We start from the raw sequence: 23,865 nt of genomic DNA, 5'->3' as shown, positions 1-23,865 counted from the left end.
CGCGCTATTCAAGGCCAAGGATGTGCTTGAGCCTCAGTGCGTCCGCTGCCGCGTACCCGGCCTCGTCGTTGTCGAAATAGCAGTAAACGGCCCTGGCCTTCCCCTTCCATTTCCTTATGAACCGGGCCCAGTCACGGAGCGTCTCGTCCGAATACTGCCCCCTGTATTTGCCCGCCGGGCCGTGGAGCCTGATGTAGATGAAGTCCGCAGTGACCTCCCTGGGCGAGAGCAGGAAGTCGAAATCGAATATGCAAAAGGCCGAGTTATGCTCCTTAAGAAGCCTGTATACCTCGGGATGGAACCAGCTCGGGTCCCTGCACTCGAATGCGAACCTGAAACCCCGGGGAAGGGCCTCGAGGAAAATTGCGAGCCGTTCGGTATTAAGGTTCCACCTGGGCGGCAGCTGAAATAGGATGGGCCCGAGCTTTTCTTCAAGCGCAACGGCCCTCTCCATAAAGTTCCTGACCGGCACTGCCGGGTCCTTGAGCCTTTTCACATGGGTTATGAAGCGGCTCGACTTGAGGGCGAAGATGAACTTTTCAGGGCTTTTTTCCTTCCAGTGGGCGAATGTGGCCTTCTCGGGGAGCCTGTAAAAGGAGTTATTGACCTCGACGGTATTGAAGCGGGTGGAGTAGAATTCGAATAGCTTCGATTTCGCGATATGCTCCGGATAGAATGGCCCGATCCAGTGGCCGTACTGCCATCCGGAGGTCGCTATGTAGACGCCCTTCTCTTCCATGGAAGGCCTCCCGGCCTTGATGGACGGACAGAAATCAGAACCGGCTTTGGGCTTTTAAAGGCTTGCTAAAAGACTCAAAACCCACGTTCAGGCTGCTCAAAAATCTCAAGATGCAAGGAATCGAAAATTTAGGAATGAGGCGTACTTTTCGCCGCAGTGACGAACTTTGAAGACTACACAGCAGATTGGGCTTTTTCAGCAGCCAGTAAAAAAGCGGCGGATGTTCCGGGGGTCTTCCCCCTTCCGATCCGCCGTTTTTCGGTTCAGACCATTACGGCCTTAAGGCCAGGTCGTGGTCAGTTCTGGGGCTGTCCGGCCGGAGGTGCCGTCTGCTGGTCAGCCGGAGGAGCGGCCTGATCGGCAGGAGGCTGCTGGTCGGTCGGAGGAGCGGGCTGCTCAGCTGCCGGGGGTGCCGGCTGTTCCTGGGCCGGTTCCTGCCTCTGGCAGGCGGTCACGAGCGTCGAGAGACCGAAGAGCGCTACTACGAGAGCGAATCCGAGCTTTTTCATTTTCTTCTCCCTTTAAAAGTTTTTTGCTTCTGGTTTTTGACTACCCCTGGCAAAATCCTGATGCAACGGTTTTTCAAACCCCCCTGAAAGGATTCACCCGCCTCCTTCCCAAGGGGCCTACTTCACCACGCGAAACCCGTAGGCGCATATATTCTCCCTTATATAAAAAATCCTTTGCCGGACTGCGCCGAAAAAGGATTTGAATTACCAGGCAATATGCCGTAACCATATGAATAATGGACGCGAGGATAACCTGAATCATGTCCGGAGTAAATAGAAAAAAAACGGTTTTTTCGTCCAGAAATGATTTTTTTTGCGCTCCAGCTCATTCGACCCGGACCCTCACCTCTTCGGAAAACAGTATCCTGCCTGAGGGCCGCTGGAAAAATCCCGCCGTATCGGCGTTTTCCGTTCCGTACAGGAAGGCTGCGGCCATTGTGTAGACGCCGGGGGCAAGAGGAGCCCTTAGCCTGTAGGTGACGGTACCACCGGGCAGGAGGTCCCTTCCCAGGTCGAATTCCTGCCCCTCTATGGCCGCGTAATTGAGGTTCGCGGGGAGGCCTTCTGACCTTTTCTCAAACCAGCTCCGCTGGGACTTGCCGTCCTGCCCCCTGACCTCCGGTTCGCCAAGCACCTGCCATCCCGAGGATGAGACAGGCCTGGACTGGAACCTCATGGCCCGGTCCACGAGCATGATGCCGATTGCCGGGCCGTTTCCGCCCCTCGCCTTGACCTCGACGATCGTCTCTGCCCCGGCCTTTACGCTTTCCGGGGCCGTAATAACAACGGACGACCGGGAATCTATAAGCCTGGCTACCCGTATGACTTCCTCTTTTTCTTCATCCGTAAGCTCTATATAAGGGGAAGGCGGGAGCTTGGCGCGCACCTGGCCGTAGTGCTTGGCCTCAGGCACCTCGGACTTCGCGAAATCCGGCGGCGCTTCCGGCATGTACTCGGCCTTCACGGCGGAATGGCACGACGCGCAAAACGGGCCGGTATCCGTAAGGTACATGGGTGTCCCGTTGGGGTATGCGAACGCAGCCGACGGCGCGGCAATGGCGAAAAACATTAAATAAGCCGCCTTTCTCATAATACCGCTCTCCTTCCTTTATTGGGCTGGCAAAAAGCATTATGTTGAATCTACACCGAGATTCAGGCCTGTCAAGCTTGACGAAAGCCGAGAAATACAGAATATTTAGTTCAGGCCTTCTGCCCGTCCCTCCTGGGGGCAGTCTGGCATACAGGGCCGGGCGGGTAATCATTCCCGTTACGCGCGAAAAGCCGCAGTTTGGGAACAAAAATCAAGACCAAACCAGCCCTTTCCCGCGCCGGCGCCAGGCGGCCCGGACGGGATAACAGCCTGGAAAGAGCTCAACCCGCCTCAGAAGCGCCAGGACATTTCTCCAGGAAAAGGAAAATGGAAGAGAAGACCTCAAGCCAGGGCAAGCCGGAGCAGAAAACGGAAGCCAGGACCTATTCGCCAATAAAGATAATATTGATCCTTGTCCTGTCGGTCTTTTTCGTCGAGATCCTCATAATGCTGCTCCTCTATTTTTACAGTGACTTTCTGGAGCCCCTCCATGCCATTTTCATAGACGCCCCGCTCCTTGTGCTCATCATCTCCCCCATCCTTTATTTTTTAATATTCAGGCCTCTCATTGCGCTGGCGGAAAAGCGCGAGGAGGCCGAGAGGGCGGCTTCGAGGGAACGGGACCGGTTCCAGAAGTACCTCGAAGTGGCCGGGGTGATGGTGGTCGTCCTTGACCGGGACGGGAAGGTGAGCCTCATAAACAGGAACGCCTACCAGACGCTCGGGTACGCGGAGGAAGAGGTCCTCGGCAGGGACTGGGTCGGGAACTTCGTGCCGGCGAGGGTCAGGAAAGAGGTCCGGTTCGAGTTCGACAGGCTTCTCTCAGGCGGCAGGGAGGCCGAGGGCTACTTCGAAAACCCGGTATTAACGAGAAACGGCGAGGAAAGGGACGTCCTCTGGCACAATGCCGTGCTCGCGGAGAACGGGACCGTAACAGGCATACTGAGCTCCGGCGAGGACATAACCGAGAGGAAAAAGACCGAGATGGCCTTGAAGGAGAGCGAGACAAGGTACCGGCTAGTCCACAATACCGCCTTCGACGGCATTATCATTGCCGACGCAAAAGACAGGATAATCGACTGCAACGAGAGCGCCGCCCGGATATTCGGATATCCCAGGGAAGAGCTCGTCGGGCAGGGCGTCTCGGTAATCGTTCCCGACAAGTACAAAAAGGCCCACAAGGTCGGGCTTGAAACGTTTTTGAAGACCGGGGAGAGCAAGGTACAGGGCAGGATTCTCGAATACGAGGGCGTAAGAAAGAACGGAGAGCTGTTCCCACTGGAGCTCGCCCTTAATAACTTCACCCTCGGCGGCGTGCTCCATTTCACGGCCATGGTCCGCGACATAACCGAAAGGAAGCGCGCCGAGCGTGAAAGGGAGCTCATACAGGCCCGCCTGAGCCAGTCGCAGAAAATGGAGGCCATAGGGAGGTTCGCGGGAGGCATATCACACGACTTCAACAACATCCTCACGGCTATAAGGGGAAATGCCGAGCTGGCCCTAGAGGAAATGGAGAAGTCCGATCCTTCGTACCCGCGCGTGGACGGGATAATCAACTCCGTGATGCTCGCCTCCAAGCTTACGAGGCAGCTCCTCCTCTTCAGCCGCGGCCAGCCCTTCGAGCTCGTGCCGCTCAACGTGAACAAGCTCGTCGAGGAGCTCCTGGTCATGATCACCCACATAATCGGGGAGGACATCACCATCTCGACCGACCTGGCCCCGGACCTCTGGACCATAGAGGCCGACGAGAGCAATATCGAGCAGGTCATCATGAACCTCGCCCTGAACGCTAAGGACGCCATGCCCCAGGGCGGCACGCTCTCGATAAAAACGGGAAACATCGTAATCGACGAGCGCCGGGCCAAATCCGTACCGGACGCCCGCCCCGGAGAGGCGGTCTGCCTTACCGTGGCCGACACGGGAATCGGCATAGAAAAGGAGTTCCTCCCGAGGATATTCGAGCCTTTCTTTACAACCAAGGAGGCGGGCAAGGGGACGGGGTTCGGGCTCTCCATAGTCTACAGCATAATAAAACAGCACCGGGGGTGGATATCGGTCAAGAGCGAACCGGGCAGGGGCACCATATTCAAGATCTATTTCCCGGCTGTCCTCAGGCGGCGCGAAGGGGAGGAGGCGCGCGAGGCGAAGCCCTTGAAAGGCGGAGGGGAAAAGGTGCTGCTCGTCGAGGACGACCTGCCGGTAAGGGAGTTCACGAAGGCCGCGCTTGCGAATAACGGTTTCAGGGTCGTCGAGGCCGGGAACGCGAAAGAGGCGATGGAGGCTTTCCAGAGGGAACCGGACCTCAAGGTCCTTTTTTCGGACCTGGTCCTCAAGGACAAGAGCGGTTTCAACCTCGCAGAGGAGGTCCTTACGAAAAAGCCGGGCATGGCGGTGGTAATAACCAGCGGCTACGCCGAGGAGACATCGAGGCCTCTCCTCAAGGAAAAAGGCTATAGTTTTTTGCCCAAGCCCTATTCTGTAGGAAGCCTTCTGAAGGCCGTTTTAGAGGCGCTCGAACGCTCTAAGAGGTCGGGTTGAACACGCGCCGGCTCTTAAGAGCACCAAGTTAAGGAAGATCTGATAATTCCTTTTTTTGTCATTCTGAGGGAGCGTAAGCGACCGACGATTTTTGCAGGACAGCAAAAATTGAATGCCGAGCCTCTTGGCGAGGCAGCCCGAGGGTCGAGCCCCCAGGACGGGCGAGATAAGAATCATAACTTGCCGAATTTCCCAATACGAGATTCTTCGCTTCGCTCAGAATGACAGCGTTTGCGAATTAATCAGACCTTCCTTAAGAAATCTCAAAAAAAAATTAGAGATTTTCCCCGTAATCAAGGAAGGCCGGGAATAAAAAGCGGAGCATATATGAAAATATGTGAGCTTTTTTATTCCCGGACTGACGCAGAGTCCGGGGAAAAGATCAATTTTTACAGGCGACCTCAGGGGCTTGCGGCGATGCAGTTGAAGGGAAGCCCCATCGACCAGCCGTTCTCCCTGGCGCTGAAGTTTCTGTCCCTGCCGATTATCAGGTGGTCAAGAACAAGTATGTCGACCGCGGCCGCGGCCCTGTCCAGGACCCGTGTAAGCTGCCTGTCCTGGCTCGACGGCGTAGGGTCGCCGCTCGGGTGGTTATGGACGAAGATGACCGACCGGGCGTTGTGCCTGAAGGCCATCTCAATGGCCTTCCTGGGATACACGACGGTCTGGTTTATGGTGCCCTCGTGCAGAACGTCTATGGAGATTATCTCTTTCCTGAACCCCATGTATACCGCGAGGAACTTCTCGACCCTTTCGCCGGAGAGAGTAAGGCAAAGGTAGTCGAGGAGGTCGGCCATGCCGGCCTCGGCTTCCTGCCCGATCGTCCGCTCCTTTAGGTAGGCGCCAGCCATCTCCTTGAAGAGCTTTACGAGCACTATGCCGTCGTTGCCCAGCGAGCCCTCGGCCTCAAGCTCTTCCGGGGAGGCGTCGAGCACGCCCCTTAAGCCCCTGAACCTGCTGAGGAGCCTGTCGGTGACGGCCCGCGCGTCTTTCCTGGGCGCGGCGTACGATACCATGAGCTCCAGAAGGCGCTCCCTGCCGAACTCCGCGAGCCCGTAAGGACCGACGAGCGCTTTGAAAGCGGTCTCACGGCACCTCCTGTAATCAGCGTCCATACAAACTCCTTTCAGGATGCCTGCACGCCTCAAATGCCGGGTTTTGCCCTGCCCTCTCTGAACCGGAACGGCGGCATTATACTATATTTACCCGCCAGGTCCCCCTGCACTTTGGTACAGGGGTCCACGAAATTAAACTTTTTATTTTACAACTACGCCGCATAAAAGTGAACTGCAATACCTGACAGTTACATGGCCCCGCCACTTCCTGCTAAAAAGGGGGCATGGAACTGATATTCGAGGAAGACGAGTTCATAATAAAGACCATTTCAGCTCCGGAGGAGTTCGAGGCGGCGCTTAAGCTCCGCCACGAGGTCTTCGCGGAGGAGCTCAAATGGGTGCCTGAGGCCACGGACGGCCTGGAGAGGGACCCCTATGACGCGTTCTCATACTCGATCGGAGTTTTCAGGGAAGACATGACCCTGGCCGGGAGCCTCCGGATGATACTTCCGCCCAATCCGTTCATGATAGACAGGGAGTTCGCCGCCCTTCTGCCAAACGGCAAAACGATAGAGCGCTCGCCTGATGTCGCCGAGATAACGAGACTATGCGTGAGGAAGGAGTTCCGCTCGAACAAGGGCGGCCATAACATGACCCTCCTTCTCTACAAGGGCCTGTATCACTGGAACATCATGAACGGCGTAAGGTATTCGGCTATGGTCGTAGACAACAGGTGCTATAGGATCCTGAGGCTCGGGTGCCTGCCGGTGGAAGCCGTAGGGGATTTCAAAACCATGCCCGACGGCGTGAAGGCCGCCGTGTGCATGCTGGACTGGCGCAGGTTCGAAAAGGAGGCCTCGGCCAGGAGGCCTGACTATTATGAATGGATGTCCGTAATCTCTATGCCAGCAAACCGCTATCGAGCGCAATCGCTATCGCATGCGCCTTGTTTACCGCATTGAGCTTTCTTTCTATGTTCTGGATATGGAACTTGACCGTGCGTTCGCTTATGCTGAGTATCACTGATATTTCCCAGTTCGTCTTCCCCTCCCTGACCCATTTCAGCACCTCCCTTTCCCTGTGCGAAAGAGGCGCATCGGCTTTGAACCGGCTCCCGCATATCCGTACAAGCGCCTGATGAAGGTGCGGCGTCAGGATGTCGAGTATCATCAGGTGGTGGCTGGTGAACCTGTCGCGGTCTCCCGCGAATGAGAATATGCTCCCCTTTGGTCCGTCCGAGCTTATGCCGCTTGAGAGGCCGTACTTGAGCCTGAACTCCGAGGCCTTGTTCATTACGTCCTCGCCTGGTTTGCCAGGAAAATTGCGCATCGCCTCTGACCAGGTATAGGCCTGCTGGTGGCTGATATTGAAAAGGAAAACAGGGTCGCGCTTGCAGAGCTGCTCGGATGTGTAAATCCCAGCCCATTCGTCCGGCCAGTTATGGTTCACCACCTTGAGCAGGCTGCCCGTGGCAGTCTCGCCCAACGCGCATACGCTCATGTCGGCGTACACGAGTTCCTTTATCTTCCCCGTAAGCGACACTATGTCGGACTCGGACTTGCATTTAAGGGTCTCCTGGATGATCCCGAGTATCTCCGACAATTCCCTTTTTGAAAAGTTCTTGTAGCACATCTGCCGCATCCCCCCTTTCAGGTGTCAGATACCAGGAAGCAGTTGAGGAACCGTGGTCCCGGCTCCAGCCCCGGTCTCGGGGCTCAGGACCGACCTTGCTATCGCACCGTTAAGGTGCGCGCTCAGGATGTCGATTATCTTCTTGTGTCGTCCCTTGAACCTGTCTTGCCTGTCCGAGAAGGTGACTATCGCGACCTTGTCCGCCTCCGGCACGTAGATCGCGCTCGATATGCCGTGTTTCAGGCCGTAGTCGCTTGCGTCCTTCAGAAGCTCCCTTGCCCCGGGGTCGCCGTACTTTCTGAAGACGTCCTTCCAGATCTGGGTAGTCGCGTAGCTCGAATGGAACCTTACGACCGGGTCGTGCCTCTGAAGGCCCTCGGCCATGTATCTGCTTATCCATTCGTCCGGATAATTGCCGTTCACAAAACCCGTGATGTGGGGCAAACCCGCTTCAAGCAGGCCGCATACGGCGAACTCGGCTTCGAAGAGCTGCCGGGCCGACATGATGAGGTCTCTTACGTCGTCCGGGCTGCCGCACTTCAGCGACTGCTCGATCAGTTCGAGTATCTTTACCAGCTCGCTTTTGGAGAGGTAGTCATATTGATGCATTAGCGCACCTGCCCGGTCCCTTTGAACGCTTTCCCGGCCTCTCTTGGGACCGAATGGCATTTGAAGCAGTTCCTGGTCGGGAAGGCCACCTTGTCATGGCATACTCCGCAGAACCTGCCTTTCCATATCCCCGTCATCGTAATGCGGCTCGCGCCGGCCTTCTTCGCGAATATGCGGGGGTGGCAGGTGGAGCACTTGAGCCATTCGTTGTGGGCCGAATGCGGGAATAGCACGTCCGGCATGAATTCCTTTTTGGACCTCAAGAGGACGTCGCCGTCGAACCTCTCCCTGTCGGCGGGAGCGAGCCTCGCGGGAGAGCCGTCTATCGACGACTTCGGCGAGATTATGCCGGAGGAGATGGCCTCGGCCCAGTCTACGAAGCCGTATCGGTCGTTTGGAAGGTGCGTAAGGGAGATTACGTCGGGAGTGGGGTCCGGGAGGCCGTACCTGTCTTTCTTTATATCGCCCGGCTTTCTCTTCTGTTCGAGGAACGGCCTGTCCGCCGGGGCCGGGTCCATTGAAAAGAATTCCCCGATTGCGAAGCCCGGCATGCAAGCCAGTGCAAGGAAGAGCGCGTGGTCAGCGAGGATTTCAGCATATCAGGGCAGCGGATTCGGAACAAGAAGCATTAACGCGAGGTGGCGCCTTCTGGGAAGGCCCCCCGCCTGAACTCGCTCACATAATGGATTGCAGGAATATATCACAAGTGGAACTTTTCCGCAAACCAAAAAGGCTGGCATGCAATCAGGATCGCCGAGGCATGAGATGCCAGGGGAAAGCCCCTATGAGTCAGGCTTGGACGGATTCATTCCGGCCAAGGCGCGGCTGAAAAGTCCAGGAAGGACTTCTTCAACCTCCTGTTATAGGGGCGGCGGCGAACTCGTGCGCGCACCAGGGGCACGCTACCCAGCCCTCCTCCCGTTCCTTCCCGCACCATTGGCAGGCGGCGTCCTTTACGCCCGCCTCGCACTCGCCGCATTTCTCCGTCCCGGCAGGGACTGTCTTGAGGCAAGCCGGGCACACCGGTTCCTTGGCCATGTAAATGACTCTCGCGAGCTCTTCAAGCGTGGTTATGCCGGAAGAGACCTTATCTAGCCCGTCCATGTGCATGGGGGTCATGCCGCCTTCCAGGGCGGCGGCCATTATCTCGCGCTCGGGGGCATCGGCGGCTATGAGGTTCTTTATCGCGCCGTTTACCGTCACTATTTCGAATATCCCGGTCCTCCCCGAGTAGCCGGTATTTGCGCAGAGGTTGCAGCCCGCGCCCCTGTAGAGCCTCTTCCCGGACCACTTGAGCCCCGCCTTCCGTATCTCCTGCCCGGTCGGCGTGTACTCCTCCCTGCACCCTTTGCATATCACCCTCACGAGCCTCTGGCCCACTATGCCGTTCAGGGCCGACGCTATCATGTACGAAGGCACGCCCAGGTTACGGAGCCTCGTTATCGAGGAGACCGCGTCGTTCGTGTGCAGAGTCGAGAAGACCAGGTGTCCCGTAAGGGAGGCCTGGTGGGCGATCGTCGCAGTCTCCGCGTCCCTCATCTCGCCGACGAGTATGACGTCCGGGTCCTGCCGGAGTACCGACCTAAGGGTGTATGAGAAGGTAAGGCCGGTCTTGTCGTTAACGGCCACCTGGTTTACGTCCTTGAGCTCGTACTCTATGGGGTCCTCTATCGTGATTATGTTTATCTCTTCCTTCTTTATGCGGGCGAGCATGGCGTAAAGCGTGGAGGTCTTGCCAGAGCCGGTGGGGCCCGTCACGAGCACTACACCCTGGGGGCGCTCTATCATGTCGAAAACCCGGTCGAGATCTCCCTTGCCTATCCCTATGCCCTCTATGTCTATCATGGCGGCCTTGGGGTCCAGGAGCCGCATGACTATCGTCTCGCCGTGCTGGGTCGGCAGCGACGAGACCCTTACGTCCATGCTCTTTTCCCCGATCCGCACCTTGAACCTGCCGTCCTGGGCCGTCCTCCTCTCGGCTATGTCCATCCGAGCCATTATCTTTATCCTGGAAACCACGGGCCCCTGCACCCATTTTGGAAGCTGCTTTGTTTCGCGCATGAGCCCGTCTACCCGTATCCTGAGCTTCACGCCCTTTTCCTGCGGCTCGATATGGATGTCGCTTGCCCTGTTGTCGAAGCCGTGTATCAGTATTGAATCGACCATCTTGATGATGGGCGGCGCGGCGGACTTCTTCACCTGCTCGGAGAGGTCCCTGTTCGATTCTGACTCGTGGAATACCTCGACGTACCTGTCCTTCTTGAAATCGCCCAGTATCTCGTCCATCATGGGCTCGTTCAGGTGGTAGTACCTCGATATCGCGGAATTGACGTCCGAGAGCGTGGCGATGAAGGGCTGTATCTCCATGCCGGTAGAGAACCTCAGGTCGTCTATGGCGTTCAGGTTCAGCGGGTCTGCCATGGCGATCCTCAGGATCTTCTTGTCGTGGTAGAGCGGCACAAGGAGGTACTTCCGGGCTAGCTTCTCGCTAACGAGCTTGAGGCTCTCCGGGTCCACTGTCGTGGAAGCCATGTCCATAAAGGGGATCCCTACCTGGTAGGACAGGGTCTGGGCTATGTCTATCTCCGTTGCGTACCCCAGCTTCACTAGCAGGGCGCCGGTCCTGGTGCCCTTGTTTTCCTTGCCCGCGGCAAGAGCCTCCTCGAGCTGCTCCTCGGTTATGAGCCCTGATTCGACCAGGAGCTCTCCTATCTTCTTTACCGCCATCTCCGCTCCATCCTGCTTACGGCCAGACCCGGATTATCAGATTTTAACAAGGGTGTAATCCCTCGACCCGAGGCCCCTTTCCTCGGCGTATGACAGCTGTGCTTCCCAGTCTACGGAGGGGTGGACCCCCCTGAACTTGTCGCCCCCCGGCTCGTGCCCGCTCCGCAGGGCGCTCCCCCTGAAGCCTTCCATTCCGTTTACGATGTCCGCCGCGGCCTGGTCTATTGCCACCGGGTCGGTCGAGGCCAGCACCCCGGCGTCCGGCACTATGGGGGCGTCGTTATGGCCGTAGCAGTCGCATGCCGGGCTAACCTGGGTCACGAAGGAGATGTATACGCACCTGCCAGCTTTTCCCTTGACGGCCCCCTCGAAGTGCTCGACCATCTTCTCCTGGAGCCTCGCCGATGTCTCGTCCCAGCTTACCTTTATCGTCCCCTCCGGGCATACGGCGATGCAGTGGCCGCACCCTATGCAGGCCTCCTCGTCTATTACAGCGGCGGTCCCGACCGTTATGGCCCCCGAGGGGCACGCGGTGGCGCAGTCGCCGCAGGCAACGCAGCCTCCGGGGTCTACGATCGGGGAACAGTTCGAGTGCTGCGCGAGCTTCCCCTCGCGGCTTGCGCACCCCATGCCGACGTTCTTCAACGCGCCCCCGAAGCCCGAAAGCTCGTGGCACTTGAAATGGGTCACTGCCACGAGCCCGTCGGCAGCGACTATTTCGCTCGCTATGCTTACTTCCCTGAGGTGCTTCCCCTCTACCCTTATCGGCGTCCCGGAGGCGCCCCTTAAGCCGTCGGCTATGACGAGGGGAGCGGAGACCACGGCGAAATCGAAGCCGTTCTCGACGGCGGTCCTCAGGTGGTCGACGGTATTGCCCCTTGTGCCCACATATAGCGTATTTGTGTCGGTAAGAAAGGGGTTTGCGCCTGCTTCCCTTACGCGCTCGACTATCCTTCTCACGAAAACGGGCCTTACATAGGAGGCGTTCCCTTTCTCCCCGAAATGGAGCTTAAGGGCGACAAGGTGCCCTTTCCTGAACCGCTCCCTTATGCCTGCATTCTCAAGAAGGGAATCGAGCTTATCGAGCAGATTTCTTTTGGGGGTGGTCCTGAGGTCAGCGAAGTAGACTTTCGAGCTCATCTCAAAAAAACCTCGGGCCAACAGGTTGCGGTTAAAATCAAAATTCGCTCAGGCTGCTCAAAAAGCTCCAGATGCGAGGCCCCCATTGGAACAGGGGAGCGAGGAATGCGGCGTACTTTTCGTGTACGCCGCGAAGACAATGACGCAGATGGACTTTTTGAGCAGCCTAAATCTCTATTATCATGGGGAGTATGACGGGTTTCCGCTCCAGGGTCTTATTGAAGTACCTCCGAAGCGCCCTCCGCACCTCTTCCTTTATCTCAAGCTGCTCGGTCTTGACCTCGGCATTCAAGGTGTTCAGCGCCTCTATTACCACTTTTCTGGCGTCCTCGATGAGCGCGGGCCTGCCCTCTTCGAGGACAAGCCCGCGGGTCACTATCTCGGGGCCGTATACCATGTCGCCGGTCGTGGCGTTTATGGCAACGAGGGCGAGCACCATGCCGTCCTGGGCCAGGTGGTTCCTGTCCTTCAATACCATCTCGCCCACGTCTCCCACGCCCTTGCCGTCGACAAAGACCCGCCCGGACTCGACCTTCCCGGCCTTGACAAACCCGCCCTCGGGGGCGAATTCGACCACGTCCCCGTCCTCGGCTATTATTACGTTCTCTTCCGGTATGCCGATCCTCGCGGCGAGCCTCGAATGGAGGACCAGGTGCCTGTACTCGCCGTGCACCGGGATAAAGTACTTCGGGCGCACCATGTTGAGCATTATCTTAAGCTCCTCCTGGCTTGCGTGCCCGGAGACGTGCACCTCGGAGACCTTCTCGTATATGACGTCAGCGCCGCGCCTGTAAAGGTGGTTCATCATGGTGGATATGGCCTTCTCGTGGCCGGGGATGAACTTGGATGAAAGGATGACGGTATCGCCCTTCCTTACCTTTATCTGCTTGTGGTTGTCCATTGCCATGCGGGTAAGGGCGCTCATGGGCTCGCCCTGGCTCCCGGTAGTAAGGAGCACGACCTGGTCGTGCGGTATCGAGTCTATTTCCTTCAGGTCGGCCATGAGGCCTTCCGGGTACTTGAGATACCCGAGGGCGTGCGCTATCCGCACGTTAGCCACCATGCTCTTCCCGTTGAGTACCACTCTCCGCCCGTGCCTTGCGGCGGCGTCCATGACCTGCTGGATTCGGTGTATGTTGGAGGAGAAGGCGGCGACGATTATCCTCCCCTCGCACCTCCTGAATATCTCCTCGAGGTTTTTCCCTATCTCCCGCTCGGAGAGGGAATAGCCCTCCTTTTCGACGTTAGTGGAGTCCGACATGAGAAGCAGCACCCCGGATTCCCCGTACTCGGAGAACCGGGCGTAGTCCATGACCTCGCCGTCCACCGGGGTCTGGTCCATCTTGAAGTCCCCGGTATGTATCACGGTGCCCACGGGGGTCCTTATGGCAAGGCCGCAGCCGTCCACTATCGAGTGGCTGACGCGTATGAACTCTATGTCGAAGGGCCCTATGGATACCCTGTCCCTCGGTCGGACCGTCTCGAATAAGGTCGATTTGGCGAGGCCGAACTCCGCGAGCTTCTCTTCTATGAGCCCTATGGTGAGGGCGGTGCCGTATATAGGCGCGTCGACCTGGGGCAGGATGAAAGGCAGGGCGCCGGTGTGGTCCTCATGTCCGTGGGTTATGAAATAGGCCTTTACCTTCTCGCGGTTCCTTTTAAGGTAGCTCACGTCCGGGATGACTATGTCTATCCCGAGCATGTAGTCCTCCGGAAACATGAGGCCGCAGTCCACGACTATGATGGAGTCGCCGTACTCGATGGCCATCATGTTCAGGCCTATCTCGCCCAGCCCGCCTAAAGGGATTATCCTAAGGGGCTCTCCCATGAATACTCTTCAGGGCCTCCCTGACCCGGCCTGCAAAAGTCCTTCTATGTCCTTCTTCATCCTGTTCCGGAGCTCCTTCTCGCCAAGGGGCCCGGTTTCCACGGGACTCCCTATGCGAATCCTGACACGCGAGGGCCTTATGAGGAGCCCCCCCCGCCTCATTATATCCGAAGTGCCGTCTATTGCGACAGGCACTACCGGTACGCCGCTTTTTTTGGCGAGGACAAAGGCCCCGCGCTTAAACGGGAGTAGCCGGGCAGAGCCGGACCTCGTGCCCTCGGGGAAGATGAGCACCGAAGTCCCGTTCCGAATCTTCTCCGAAGCCTCATCCATGTTCTTCATGGCCTCAGAGGGGTTGTCCCTGTCGATGCCTACATACCCGGCGAGGCTCATGCTCCAGCCTATGACGGGTATCCTGAAAAGGCTCTTCTTGGCCACCCAGCGGAACTGCACGGGCAGGAAGGCCTGGAGCGCGGGGATATCGAAGGCGCCCTGGTGGTTGGAGACGAAGATAACAGGCCTGCCCGAAGGGACGTTCTCCCTTCCTTTCACGTCCACCCTTACGCCTGATAGAGCGAGCACCACCCTCGACCAGAAGGCCCCAATTGAATGGACCGCCCTGCCCTGCCTTTCGAACGGAAGTGAAAAGAGGACGAGGATGAAAAGGGCTATGGTTATGGGCAGGCCCATGAGCCATACGGCAAGGGTCCTCAGAACGGTCATAGGCGAATGCGCGCCCCAGCCGGGGCGTAGTCTCTCCTCAGGGCTTAATCGTCATAATATATCATGCAAAACGCCCCAATAGCACAAAAAAATCCCTGGCCGGAGCGCCCTTGCAAACCAAAACCGCGCAGTGGTATACTGGCTGACTGAACGGACGAGTCCCGAGTAAATTCCCTAAAGCTGGCAAGCATTTGAACGCAAAGCAGTCCAGCCGGAAAGGGCCGCTCTTTCTTGTAACAGCTTGCTGAAAAACTCCGTTTTTATTCAGGCTGCTCAAAAAGCTCCAGATGCGAGGCGGCGAGGAGCGAGGAATGCGGCGTACTTTTCGTGTACGCCGCAGTGACGAGCGACGAAGACAACGATGCAGATGGACTTTTTCAGCAGCCTGATAAAGAGCCTGGGAAAAGGAATGCCGGAAAGATATTACCATGTAAAGCATATTTTTCTTGCGGCGCTCATATCCGCGATAGCCGCATTCGCGCTCTATCTGCCTTCCCTGGGCTTCGATTTCGTGGACTGGGACGACCCCGCTTACGTATCCGATAACCCGGATATCCAGGGGCTTGATCTCAAGTGGGCCTTCACGGCGGTCGTCATGGGGACCTGGATACCGCTCACGTTCCTGTCATTCGCCCTCGATTACGCCATCTGGGGGCTGGACCCGCTGGGATACCACCTCACGAACACGATACTCCACGCCGCCAACGTCTTTCTTGTGGCCTTCCTGGCCGCCAGGACCGCCGGCACAAGGGGCGGCCTTGGGGCAGGGGGGGCATTCATCATGGCCCTCTCGGCCGGGCTCCTTTTCGGGCTACATCCCCTCAGGGCCGAATCAGTGGCCTGGGTCAGCGAAAGAAAAGACGTCCTGAACGCCTTCTTCTTTCTCCTCGGCCTCCATGCATATCTCGGGTATGCCAAGGACAAAAAGGCATCCTCCTATGTGTTGACGCTGGTCCTTTTCGTCTTTTCGCTTCTCAGCAAGCCCATGACGGTCACCATGCCGCTCGTGCTCATGATACTCGACTACTATCCTCTTGAAAGGCTCAAGAGGGAAGGGTGGAAGAGGCCGCTTATTGAAAAACTTCCCTTCCTCCTGCTTAGCCTTATGGCTGGGCTAATGACCATCTGGTCGCAGGGAAAGGCCGTGATGCCGCCGGAGGCGCTCCCGTTCGCCGACCGCATCCATATCGCGGCCAGGGGCTATCTATTCTATATATATAAGACGGTCGTCCCGGCGGGCCTTGCGCCCCTTTACCCCCGCGACTTCGCCTCGGGCCTCAACCTTTCGGCGGTCATCTACCTCGCGGCTCTTCTGTTCATTACCGCTCTCGCCCTTTACCTTCGCAAATGGAGCAAGGCATTTATTTCCGCATGGGCCTATTACGCGATCACGCTGCTCCCTGTCATAGGCCTTATGCAGGTAGGAAGGCAGGCGGCTGCCGACAGGTATACATACATCCCGGCCATCGGACTGGCGGTTCTCGTTTCTGCCGGGGCCGGATGGATTGTAAAGAGGAACAGCAAGAAGCTCCCGGTCGTTTTTGCGCTGGTTTTGGCGGCCTCGGGACTGCTCTCCTTTTTCACGTTCAGACAGGAGATGATCTGGAAGGACCCGGTCTCCCTCTGGAGCCGGCAAATAGAGATTTTTCCGTCCCACAGCCAGGGGTATGTGAACCGGAGCACCGCTTATGTCGCGCTTGGCATGAACGAATCCGCGATAGAGGACCTCCGGAAGATATCTCCTGAAAGCGGCCACGGGTATTTCAACCGCGGAAACGCCTACCTCACTCTCGGCAGGTTCGACCTGGCCATCCCGGACCTCGATAAGGCCATAGAGTTGGAGCCGAATACATTGCCGGCATACACAAGCCGCGGGAGCGCCCTCGTAAATGCCGGCAGGTTCAAGGAGGGGATTTCGGATTTTACGGTAGTCATCGGTTCAGACCCGGGGAACAAGGCCATATACAGGGCGCGCGGCACCGCGTACGCCATTTCCGGCCAATACGGGGAGGCGCTAGAAGACTTCCTGAAAACCGCGGAGCTCGACCCCGGAGACGCTTCGGCGCACATAGACCTCGGCAAGGTATACATGCACCTCGGCGATTTCGAGAAATCATACGCCAGCATGAAAATGGCGCTCGAGCTCGGCGCCCCTTCTGCCGCCGGATACCTTTCGGACCTCGAGGCCAGGGGCGCCGGACAAAGGTAGTATCGTCTTGCAAACCGGCGGGGCGCGGTGGTAAACTTCTGAAAACCTTCAACAATCTTCGTATGGACCGGGTCCGGAATGCCGGAAGAAAGCAAACCAGGAAAAATAATACTTATCGCGGCCCTTTTATCGGCCATAGCCGCGTTCGCGCTCTATCTCCCTTCCCTCGGCTTCGATTTCGTAAACTGGGACGACCAGCTCTATGTCTATGAAAACCCCCGGTTGCAGGGGCCCGGCCTCAAGTGGGCCTTTACATCAGTAATCCTCGGGACGTGGGTCCCTGTAACGTTCCTGTCCCTCTCTCTCGATCACGCCATATGGGGACTGAACCCCCTGGGCTATCACCTGACGAACTCGGCTCTCCACGCGGCCAACGTCTTCCTTGTGGCCCTCATCGCCGCGAAGCTCGCGGGGACAAGGGGCTTTAATGCAAAGACGCTCTTCATAGTCGCCATCTCAGCAGGGCTCCTCTTCGGGCTCCATCCCCTCAGGGTGGAGTCGGTTGCATGGATAAGCGAAAGGAAGGACGTCCTTAACGCCTTCTTTTTCCTCCTGGGCGTCCTTTCCTATCTCGGCTACGCCAGAAACAAAAAGGCTTCCTCATATGTTTTGACGCTCGTCTTCTTTGTCTTGTCGCTCTTGAGCAAACCCATGACCGTCACCATGCCGTTCATGCTCCTCATACTCGACCTGTATCCGCTCGGGAGGCAAAGGAAGGAGGGTTTCAGGAGGCTCTTGACCGAGAAGCTCCCTTTCTTCCTGATGAGCTTGGCGGCCGTGCTCGCGACCATGTTGTCCCAGGCCATGGCCATGGTCCCGGCGGAAGAGCTCGCCTTCGGGAGCCGCCTCCATATCGCGGCCAGAGGCTACCTCTTTTATATCTACAAGACCCTCGTGCCGATCAACCTCGCGCCCGTATATCCCAGGGATTTCCCCGCTGGCCTCAACGGCCTCTTCGCCCTCTATGTGCTCGCGCTTTCGGCCCTGACCGCGCTCGCGATCTATCTTCGGAGGCGGAGCGGGGCCTTCATCGCGGCCTGGGCCTATTTCGCGATAACGCTGATCCCTGTAATAGGGCTCGTGCAGGTTGGGATGCAGGCCGCGGCTGACAGGTACACATATATCCCGGGCATGGGAATCGCCGTGCTCGTCGCGGCAGGGGCCGGATGGCTGGCGGAAAGGAAAAAGGGCGCGTTCGCGCCGGTTCTGGCTGTAATTATCGCGGCCTCGGCATTGCTCTCAATTCTTGCGCTCAAGCAGATATCCGTATGGAAGGACTCTTTCTCACTCTGGAACCAGCAGATAAGGCTCTTCCCGGACCATCCATACGGGTATGTAAACAGGGGAAACGCCTATCTCGTCCAGGGGAGGCTCGACCGCGCCATGGAGGACCTTAGCAGGATCACCCCGGACACGGCGAGCGGGTTCATGAACCGCGCCAACGCGTATATAAGCCTCGGTAAATTCGACCTTGCCATCGAAAACCTGGACCGGGCCATAGAGCTCGGCCCGGTATCGACCGACGCCTATATGAAGCGCGCGGGCGCCCTTGTAAGCGCAGGCAGGTTCGAGGAGGGGACCGCGGACCTCACGTTCGTCCTGGCCAAAGACCCTCGGAACAAGGCCGCTTACAGGGCCCGCGGCGTTGCACATGCCATATCCGGCCAGTACGGTAAGGCGGTCGAGGACTTCAAGAACGCCGTCCTGCTCGACCCTGCGGACCCTTCGGCGCACATAGACCTCGGAAAGGCCTACATGCACCTGGGCGACAGCGAAAACTCGTACCGCAGCATGAAAAGGGCCCATGACCTCGGGGACCCGGCAGCTTCAAGGTATCTGAAGGACCTCGAAGAGCAGGGCCCGGGTAAATGAGCTGGCCCCGATGATCAGGACCGGAAATGAATGAAAACAGAAGACAACCGAAGATAGTCCTTGTTGCCGCACTCATATCGGCCCTGGCCTCTTTCGTCATCTACCTCCCCTCGCTCTCGTTCGATTTCGTCAACTGGGACGACCTCATGTACGTCCATAACAACACGGCCATACGAGGCCTGAACCTCAAGGCCATCTTCACCTCATTCGCTAACGGCGCCTGGATCCCGGTAACGCTCCTCTCCTTCTCGCTCGATTACGCGTTCTGGGGCCTCGACCCTTTCGGCTACCACCTTTCAAATTCGATACTCCACGGCTCGAACGCCTTCCTCGTGGCATTGCTGGCAGCGAGGCTCGCTGGCGCAAGGGGCGGCCTGGAGCCGAGGGTGCTCTTCATAATCGCCATTTCAGCGGGCCTCCTCTTCGGGCTCCATCCCCTCAAGGTCGAGTCGGTTGCCTGGGTAAGTGAAAGAAAGGACGTCCTTAACGCCTTTTTTTTCCTCCTGGGCCTGCATGCCTATCTGAGCTATGTAAAGGGCCGTAAGGCTTCGTCCTACGCGCTGACGCTCATATTTTTCGTACTGTCGCTTATGAGCAAGCCCATGACGGTCACCATGCCTCTTGTGCTCCTCATACTCGACTACTACCCCCTTGAGAGGTCCGGGACTGACGGCTGGAAGAGGCTCTTGCTGGAGAAGGCCCCCTTTTTCGCGTTTAGCATGGCAACGGGGCTTCTGAACGTCTGGTCTCATACGGTGGACAGCGTCATAGTATCCACGGAAGCGCTCCCGCTTGAGGGCCGCCTGCACATCACAGCAAGGGGCTACCTTTTTTATATCTATAAAACGCTTATTCCGGTCAACCTCGCCCCGCTCTATCCCCGCGATTTCACCGCGGGCTTCGACACAATCTTCGCGGTCTACGCCCTTGCGCTTTCGGCAATTACCGCGCTCGCCTTCTACCTTTGCAGGTGGAGCAGGGTTTATATTTCCGTATGGGCCTACTTCCTTATAACTCTCCTTCCGATAATCGGAATATTGCAGATTGGGATGCACGCCGCCGCCGACAGGTTCATGTACATCCCTGGCATAGGCTTCGCGGTGCTCGCCGCCGCAGGGGCAGGCTGGGCGGTCCGGAGGCGCGCGAAGGCCTTCGTCCCCGTGCTGCTGACCGTCTTCGTGGCCTCGGCCCTCTTCTCCGCCATGACGTTCAGGCAACAGGCGGTCTGGAAAGACTCGCTCGCGTTATGGGGACGCCAGATAGCGTTATACCCGGACAACGCGCAGGGGTTCAAGGGGCGCGGCACGGCCCATGCCATCGCTGGCCGGTACGGGGACGCTCTCGATGACTTCCGTAAGGCAGCTGAGCTCGACCCTTCCGACGCCTCGACGCATGTAGACCTCGGCAAGGCCTACATGCACCTGGGCGACATGAGGAACTCATATCTCAGCATGAAAAAGGCTCACGAGCTCGGGGACCCTGCTGCCTACAGGTATATCAAGGACCTTGAGGCATGGGGGACGGGCCCTGGGGAATAATGGCTTGCAAACAAGCCATTCTGATGGTTATAATAGCCGCACAATCGAAGGAACCTCTAAAAAATAGAGATTTTCCCCGCAATCAAGGAAGGCCGGGGAAGATCGATTTAAATATTACCAAAAGGAGAACGTCCACATGGCAGGCATAAACAAGGTCATCCTGGTCGGCAACCTGGGCGCAGACCCGGAGATGCGCTATACTCCCGGCGGGATGGCTGTGGCAAACTTCAGGCTGGCCACGAGCGAGACCAGGGCCAACAGGGACGGGCAGAAGGAGACTAAGACCGAATGGCACAGGGTGGTGGCCTTCGGCAAGCTCGCCGAGATATGCGGCGAGTACCTCTCAAAGGGCAAGCAGGTCTACATAGAGGGCAAGATCCAGACAAGGAGCTGGGAGGACAAGGACGGCAACAAGAAGTACACGACCGAGATCCTCGCCAACACCATGCAGATGCTCGGGTCCAGGGGCGAGTCCGGCGCATCCGCTGGAGCATCCGATGTCTCGGCCGACGACATCCCGTCAAGCGACATGGACGACGTGCCGTTCTGATCTATCTTCGGTCCGTGCCGGGTTGCCGGCACGGATACCCGCCTTTGACGATTCTCTCAGGATAAAGGATAATTCGTAAAGGACAGCTCCGAGGGGTGGCTCCGCGCATACCGGGAACGGGGGGGGACGCTTCTGAAAGAAAATCCTGAAAAACGGCCGCGCCTTTCAGGCGCCTTCTCGACCCTGAGGGGGCGGCTGGTAATCCTCGTGCTCCTGGCCTCGCTCCCCCTGCTGTCGCTTATCGTATACACGAGCCTCGAGCAGCGCCGCATCGGTTCCGAGGAAGCGAGACAGTCGGTCCTCGCTGTCGTGCGGCAAGCCTCCAAAGAGCAGCGCAAGCTCATAAACGACACGAAACTCCTCCTATCGGTGCTTTCCCAGTCCGTTGGCCCGGTAAGCAGGGAAGACCTGGCCCTGGTGCTCAGGAACACGATGGAGTACCAGAAGGTCTACGCGAATATCGGCCTCATCGGCACTGACGGGATGCTCATTGCGAGCGCGCTTCCGTCCGATCCCCCCCTGTACCTAGGCGACCGTCCTTATTTCCGGAAAGCAGTGCGGGACCTCGATTTCTCCATAGGCGACTACCAGGTCGGCAGGATTACATCCGTGCCGGGCCTTAACTTCTCATACCCGGTCCTTGGAAGGGACGGCTCCCTTTCCGGGGTCCTTTTCGCCGCGCTCCCGATAACATGGATACGGGATGCCCTTATGGCGGACGGCCCTGCTCCCGGAAGCGTAATAACGGCAGTGGACGGAAAAGGCACGGTCCTCGCCAGGTTCCCGGAAGGCAGCGGGTGGGCCGGGCAGAGCATCGAGGGGACCGAGTTTTCGGAGCTCCTTAAAAGCCGCTTGAGCGAAGACCACGCTGTCATAAGAGGGCTCGACGGGATTAAACGAATATACGCCTTCAATGAAATACGGCTCGGCAAGGACAGCCGGATATTCGTAATAGCCGGCATACCTGTCGCAACAGCATACGCGGAGGCGGACAGGGCCCTTCTGCGGAACATATTGACCTCCGGGGCGGTGATAATCGCCGTCCTCCTCATGGCGGTCTTCTGGGGCGACAGGCTCGTCCTGAACCGCATAAGGGGCCTGGTGGAAGCGACGAGGAAGATCGGCGAAGGGGCGCTCGATGCCAGGGCGGCAGTCGGCGGCAACGACGAGATAGGCTCGCTTGCCAGGAGCTTCAATTCAATGGCCGAGGCGCTGGAGAGGCGCGAAAGCGAAGCCCGGCTCCATCTTGAAAGGATTGCCCGCCTTAACAGGATATACTCGGTCCTCAGCGCCATCAACGGCACCATCATCCGGGCCCGGGAAAGGGATTTCCTCCTTAACGAGGCCTGCCGCATAGCCGTCGAGCACGGCGGCTTTGCCCTCGCATGGGTGGCGCTCAAGGACGAGAACGGGCGGCTCTACCCTGCCGCGCACGCCGGGCGCGACAAGGAGTACCTCGACGCGCTCGCGCCGTTCCTCGAACCATCACCCGGGAAGCCGATGCCCTTCTCGCTAATGGCGGTCGCCGGCGACCGCCATGTAATCGGGACCGATTTCGAAAAAGAGACCGCCCTCGCCCCGTGGAAAGACCTTGCCAGGAAGTTCGGCTACAGGTCGGCGGCGGCATTCCCGCTCCGGACTGAAGGGGAGGCGAAAGGGGCGCTATGCCTCTATTCAGCCGAGCCCGGCTTCTTTAATGACAGGGAGGAGATGGCCCTCCTCCTTGAGCTCGCGGCCGACACCTCGCTGGGTCTTCAGAACATTGAAAAGGAAGAACGGCTGGACTTCCTGTCGAGATACGATACGCTCACGGGCCTTTCCAACAGGTGGGTATTCGAGGACAGGCTGGGGCACGCGGTGCAGAGGGCCAGGTACTACGGCAGGAGCGTAGGCGTTGTAACTCTGGATGTCGCCGGGTTCAGGAAGGTGAACGACACCCTCGGCCACAGGGCCGGGGACGAGCTGCTTAAGCATATAGCCGGATACCTCTCGCGCTCGACCAGGGACGGCGACACCGTCGCCAGGCTCGGGAACGACAACTTCGGACTTGTGCTGGCCGACGCGGCGGACAGGGACGATGTCGTGGCGGTCCTTGAAAGGATAGTCGGCGGGCTGCCGCATACCGTGCCGGCCGGCGGAGAAGAGGTCGTCATCAATGCCGCTGTCGGCGTCTCCTTATACCCCGACGACGGCGGCACCGCGGCCGAGCTCATGAGGAACTCCGCCCTGGCGGTCCATTCCCGGACCGCACCGGAGCAAGGCAAGGCCGCGTCCTATTATTCCCCGGAGATAAACAGGAAGGCGCAGGAAAGGCGGACCATAGAGAACGAGCTCAGATACGCGCTCTCGCGAGGCGAGCTCGAGCTCGTATACCAGCCCATAATGGCAATTGCCGGCAGAAAACCCGCGGCTGCAGAGGCCCTCATAAGGTGGAATAGCAGCCGGCTAGGGCCGGTGCCGCCTGACAAGTTCATCCCTATCGCCGAGGACACGGGCCTCATAATCCCGATAGGAGACTGGGTCGTTCAGACCGCGCTCGGCCAGGCAAGAGAATGGAAGGAGCTCGGGATAGAGCTGGAGGTTGGCGTAAACGTCTCCGTCAGCCAGCTCAAGGACCTGGGCTTCCCGGAGCGCCTTGAAGGGATGACGAAAAATATCGGCGCAACCGATGGGGTGCGCTTTGCCGTGGAGGTTACCGAGAGCGAGCTCATGGACGATATCTCGCGCTTCAGCAGCATACTCGACAGGCTCAGGTCCATCGGGGTGCGCGTCTATATAGACGACTTCGGGACCGGGTACTCGTCTTTAAGCTACCTTAACAGGCTCCCGGTTGACATGCTCAAAATAGACCGGTCGTTCATACAGGACCTCGCATCGGATGCCGGGAGCATGACAATGGCAAGGGGCATAATCGCGATGGCCTCGAGCCTCGACCTGGAGGTCATAGCCGAGGGCGTGGAAACCGAGGCGCAGCTCAAGCTTCTCGAAGAGTACGGGTGCGACTTCGTCCAGGGATACTACTTCGGCAAACCGGGCCGTCCTTCCGAAATAGAGCCCCTCCTCAGAACGGGTTTGACCGGGAATATGTGAAATTGTATATTGGTGC

Annotated in this window: 17 protein-coding genes; 7 read left to right on the top strand and 10 right to left on the bottom strand. The window is 58.2% G+C overall.

Going from position 1 to position 23,865, the window contains the following annotated elements; translation table 11 throughout:
• Nucleotides 1–4: 4 nt before the first annotated feature.
• Nucleotides 5–739: a DUF72 domain-containing protein gene (locus QY316_03055; GenBank protein WKZ33401.1), complete on the bottom strand. Its 735-nt coding sequence runs from the start codon at nt 737–739 to the stop codon at nt 5–7.
• A gap of 834 nt (nt 740–1,573) precedes the next feature.
• Nucleotides 1,574–2,338 carry a hypothetical protein gene (locus QY316_03050; protein ID WKZ33400.1) on the bottom strand — a complete coding sequence of 255 codons (765 nt, stop codon included), beginning with the start codon at nt 2,336–2,338 and terminating at the stop codon, nt 1,574–1,576.
• A 327-nt stretch (nt 2,339–2,665) separates the two neighbouring features.
• On the opposite strand from QY316_03050, the gene QY316_03045 reads away from it, so the two are divergent.
• Complete coding sequence (locus QY316_03045; GenBank protein ID WKZ33399.1) at nt 2,666–4,876, top strand: PAS domain S-box protein; 2,211 nt, start codon at nt 2,666–2,668, stop codon at nt 4,874–4,876.
• 401 nt (nt 4,877–5,277) lie between these two features.
• Here the strand turns inward: QY316_03045 and radC are convergent, their stop codons facing one another.
• Nucleotides 5,278–5,991 (bottom strand): DNA repair protein RadC, encoded by a 714-nt coding sequence (gene radC, locus QY316_03040; GenBank protein WKZ33398.1) that lies wholly within the window; start codon nt 5,989–5,991, stop codon nt 5,278–5,280.
• 224 nt (nt 5,992–6,215) lie between these two features.
• On the opposite strand from radC, the gene QY316_03035 reads away from it, so the two are divergent.
• Nucleotides 6,216–6,893, top strand: a complete 678-nt coding sequence (locus tag QY316_03035; GenBank protein WKZ33397.1) for an acyl-homoserine-lactone synthase — start codon at nt 6,216–6,218, stop codon at nt 6,891–6,893.
• Here the strand turns inward: QY316_03035 and QY316_03030 are convergent.
• The 7 genes from QY316_03030 to QY316_03000 all read right to left on the bottom strand — a co-directional run bounded on the left by QY316_03030 (nt 6,832) and on the right by QY316_03000 (nt 14,590).
• On the bottom strand, nt 6,832–7,563 hold the full coding sequence (locus QY316_03030) for a LuxR C-terminal-related transcriptional regulator (protein ID WKZ33396.1): 732 nt from the start codon (nt 7,561–7,563) through the stop codon (nt 6,832–6,834). The genes QY316_03035 and QY316_03030 overlap by 62 nt on opposite strands.
• 24 nt (nt 7,564–7,587) lie before the next feature.
• Nucleotides 7,588–8,172 (bottom strand): autoinducer binding domain-containing protein, encoded by a 585-nt coding sequence (locus tag QY316_03025; protein WKZ33395.1) that lies wholly within the window; start codon nt 8,170–8,172, stop codon nt 7,588–7,590.
• Nucleotides 8,172–8,690, bottom strand: coding sequence for a cytochrome c3 family protein (locus QY316_03020; protein ID WKZ33394.1), 519 nt, complete (start codon nt 8,688–8,690; stop codon nt 8,172–8,174). Before QY316_03020 ends, QY316_03025 begins: the two co-directional genes overlap by 1 nt.
• Nucleotides 8,691–9,021: 331 nt before the next feature.
• Complete coding sequence (locus QY316_03015) at nt 9,022–10,899, bottom strand: ATPase, T2SS/T4P/T4SS family (GenBank protein WKZ33393.1); 1,878 nt, start codon at nt 10,897–10,899, stop codon at nt 9,022–9,024.
• Between the two features lie 36 nt (nt 10,900–10,935).
• On the bottom strand, nt 10,936–12,039 hold the full coding sequence (locus QY316_03010; GenBank protein WKZ33392.1) for a DUF362 domain-containing protein: 1,104 nt from the start codon (nt 12,037–12,039) through the stop codon (nt 10,936–10,938).
• 166 nt (nt 12,040–12,205) lie between these two features.
• Complete coding sequence (locus QY316_03005; GenBank protein WKZ33391.1) at nt 12,206–13,867, bottom strand: ribonuclease J; 1,662 nt, start codon at nt 13,865–13,867, stop codon at nt 12,206–12,208.
• A 9-nt stretch (nt 13,868–13,876) separates the two neighbouring features.
• The gene (locus QY316_03000) at nt 13,877–14,590 is read right to left on the bottom strand and encodes a lysophospholipid acyltransferase family protein (GenBank protein ID WKZ33390.1); all 714 of its coding nucleotides are present in this window, start codon (nt 14,588–14,590) and stop codon (nt 13,877–13,879) included.
• Between the two features lie 361 nt (nt 14,591–14,951).
• Here QY316_03000 and QY316_02995 point away from each other — a divergent pair, with 361 nt between their 5' ends.
• From QY316_02995 to QY316_02975, 5 genes are all read left to right on the top strand, one after another.
• Nucleotides 14,952–16,799: a tetratricopeptide repeat protein gene (locus tag QY316_02995; GenBank protein WKZ33389.1), complete on the top strand. Its 1,848-nt coding sequence runs from the start codon at nt 14,952–14,954 to the stop codon at nt 16,797–16,799.
• A gap of 78 nt (nt 16,800–16,877) precedes the next feature.
• Entirely contained in the window at nt 16,878–18,671 is a 1,794-nt protein-coding gene (locus tag QY316_02990) for a tetratricopeptide repeat protein (GenBank protein ID WKZ33388.1), read from the top strand.
• A gap of 26 nt (nt 18,672–18,697) precedes the next feature.
• Complete coding sequence (locus QY316_02985; GenBank protein WKZ33387.1) at nt 18,698–20,209, top strand: tetratricopeptide repeat protein; 1,512 nt, start codon at nt 18,698–18,700, stop codon at nt 20,207–20,209.
• Between the two features lie 136 nt (nt 20,210–20,345).
• Complete coding sequence (locus QY316_02980; GenBank protein ID WKZ33386.1) at nt 20,346–20,759, top strand: single-stranded DNA-binding protein; 414 nt, start codon at nt 20,346–20,348, stop codon at nt 20,757–20,759.
• Nucleotides 20,760–20,966: 207 nt separating this feature from the next.
• Nucleotides 20,967–23,849: an EAL domain-containing protein gene (locus tag QY316_02975; protein WKZ33385.1), complete on the top strand. Its 2,883-nt coding sequence runs from the start codon at nt 20,967–20,969 to the stop codon at nt 23,847–23,849.
• Nucleotides 23,850–23,865: the final 16 nt, after the last annotated feature.

It is taken from the genome of Thermodesulfobacteriota bacterium (assembly GCA_030583865.1).
In the GTDB taxonomy this organism is placed as follows: domain Bacteria; phylum Desulfobacterota; class GWC2-55-46; order GWC2-55-46; family GWC2-55-46; genus UBA5799.
The sequence above is the reverse complement of the archived record's forward strand: the minus strand, read 5'-3'. Positions and strand labels throughout refer to the sequence as shown.

Excerpts from the sequence above, each read along its gene's own strand:
- QY316_03055 (WKZ33401.1), bottom strand. The coding sequence starts at position 739 with ATGGAAGAGAAGGGCGTCTACATAGCGACCTCCGGATGGCAGTACGGC.
- QY316_03050 (WKZ33400.1), bottom strand. The coding sequence starts at position 2,338 with ATGAGAAAGGCGGCTTATTTAATGTTTTTCGCCATTGCCGCGCCGTCG.
- QY316_03045 (WKZ33399.1), top strand. The coding sequence starts at position 2,666 with ATGGAAGAGAAGACCTCAAGCCAGGGCAAGCCGGAGCAGAAAACGGAA.
- radC (WKZ33398.1), bottom strand. The coding sequence starts at position 5,991 with ATGGACGCTGATTACAGGAGGTGCCGTGAGACCGCTTTCAAAGCGCTC.
- QY316_03035 (WKZ33397.1), top strand. The coding sequence starts at position 6,216 with ATGGAACTGATATTCGAGGAAGACGAGTTCATAATAAAGACCATTTCA.
- QY316_03030 (WKZ33396.1), bottom strand. The coding sequence starts at position 7,563 with ATGTGCTACAAGAACTTTTCAAAAAGGGAATTGTCGGAGATACTCGGG.
- QY316_03025 (WKZ33395.1), bottom strand. The coding sequence starts at position 8,172 with ATGCATCAATATGACTACCTCTCCAAAAGCGAGCTGGTAAAGATACTC.
- QY316_03020 (WKZ33394.1), bottom strand. The coding sequence starts at position 8,690 with ATGGACCCGGCCCCGGCGGACAGGCCGTTCCTCGAACAGAAGAGAAAG.
- QY316_03015 (WKZ33393.1), bottom strand. The coding sequence starts at position 10,899 with ATGGCGGTAAAGAAGATAGGAGAGCTCCTGGTCGAATCAGGGCTCATA.
- QY316_03010 (WKZ33392.1), bottom strand. The coding sequence starts at position 12,039 with ATGAGCTCGAAAGTCTACTTCGCTGACCTCAGGACCACCCCCAAAAGA.
- QY316_03005 (WKZ33391.1), bottom strand. The coding sequence starts at position 13,867 with ATGGGAGAGCCCCTTAGGATAATCCCTTTAGGCGGGCTGGGCGAGATA.
- QY316_03000 (WKZ33390.1), bottom strand. The coding sequence starts at position 14,590 with ATGACCGTTCTGAGGACCCTTGCCGTATGGCTCATGGGCCTGCCCATA.
- QY316_02995 (WKZ33389.1), top strand. The coding sequence starts at position 14,952 with ATGCAGATGGACTTTTTCAGCAGCCTGATAAAGAGCCTGGGAAAAGGA.
- QY316_02990 (WKZ33388.1), top strand. The coding sequence starts at position 16,878 with ATGCCGGAAGAAAGCAAACCAGGAAAAATAATACTTATCGCGGCCCTT.
- QY316_02985 (WKZ33387.1), top strand. The coding sequence starts at position 18,698 with ATGAATGAAAACAGAAGACAACCGAAGATAGTCCTTGTTGCCGCACTC.
- QY316_02980 (WKZ33386.1), top strand. The coding sequence starts at position 20,346 with ATGGCAGGCATAAACAAGGTCATCCTGGTCGGCAACCTGGGCGCAGAC.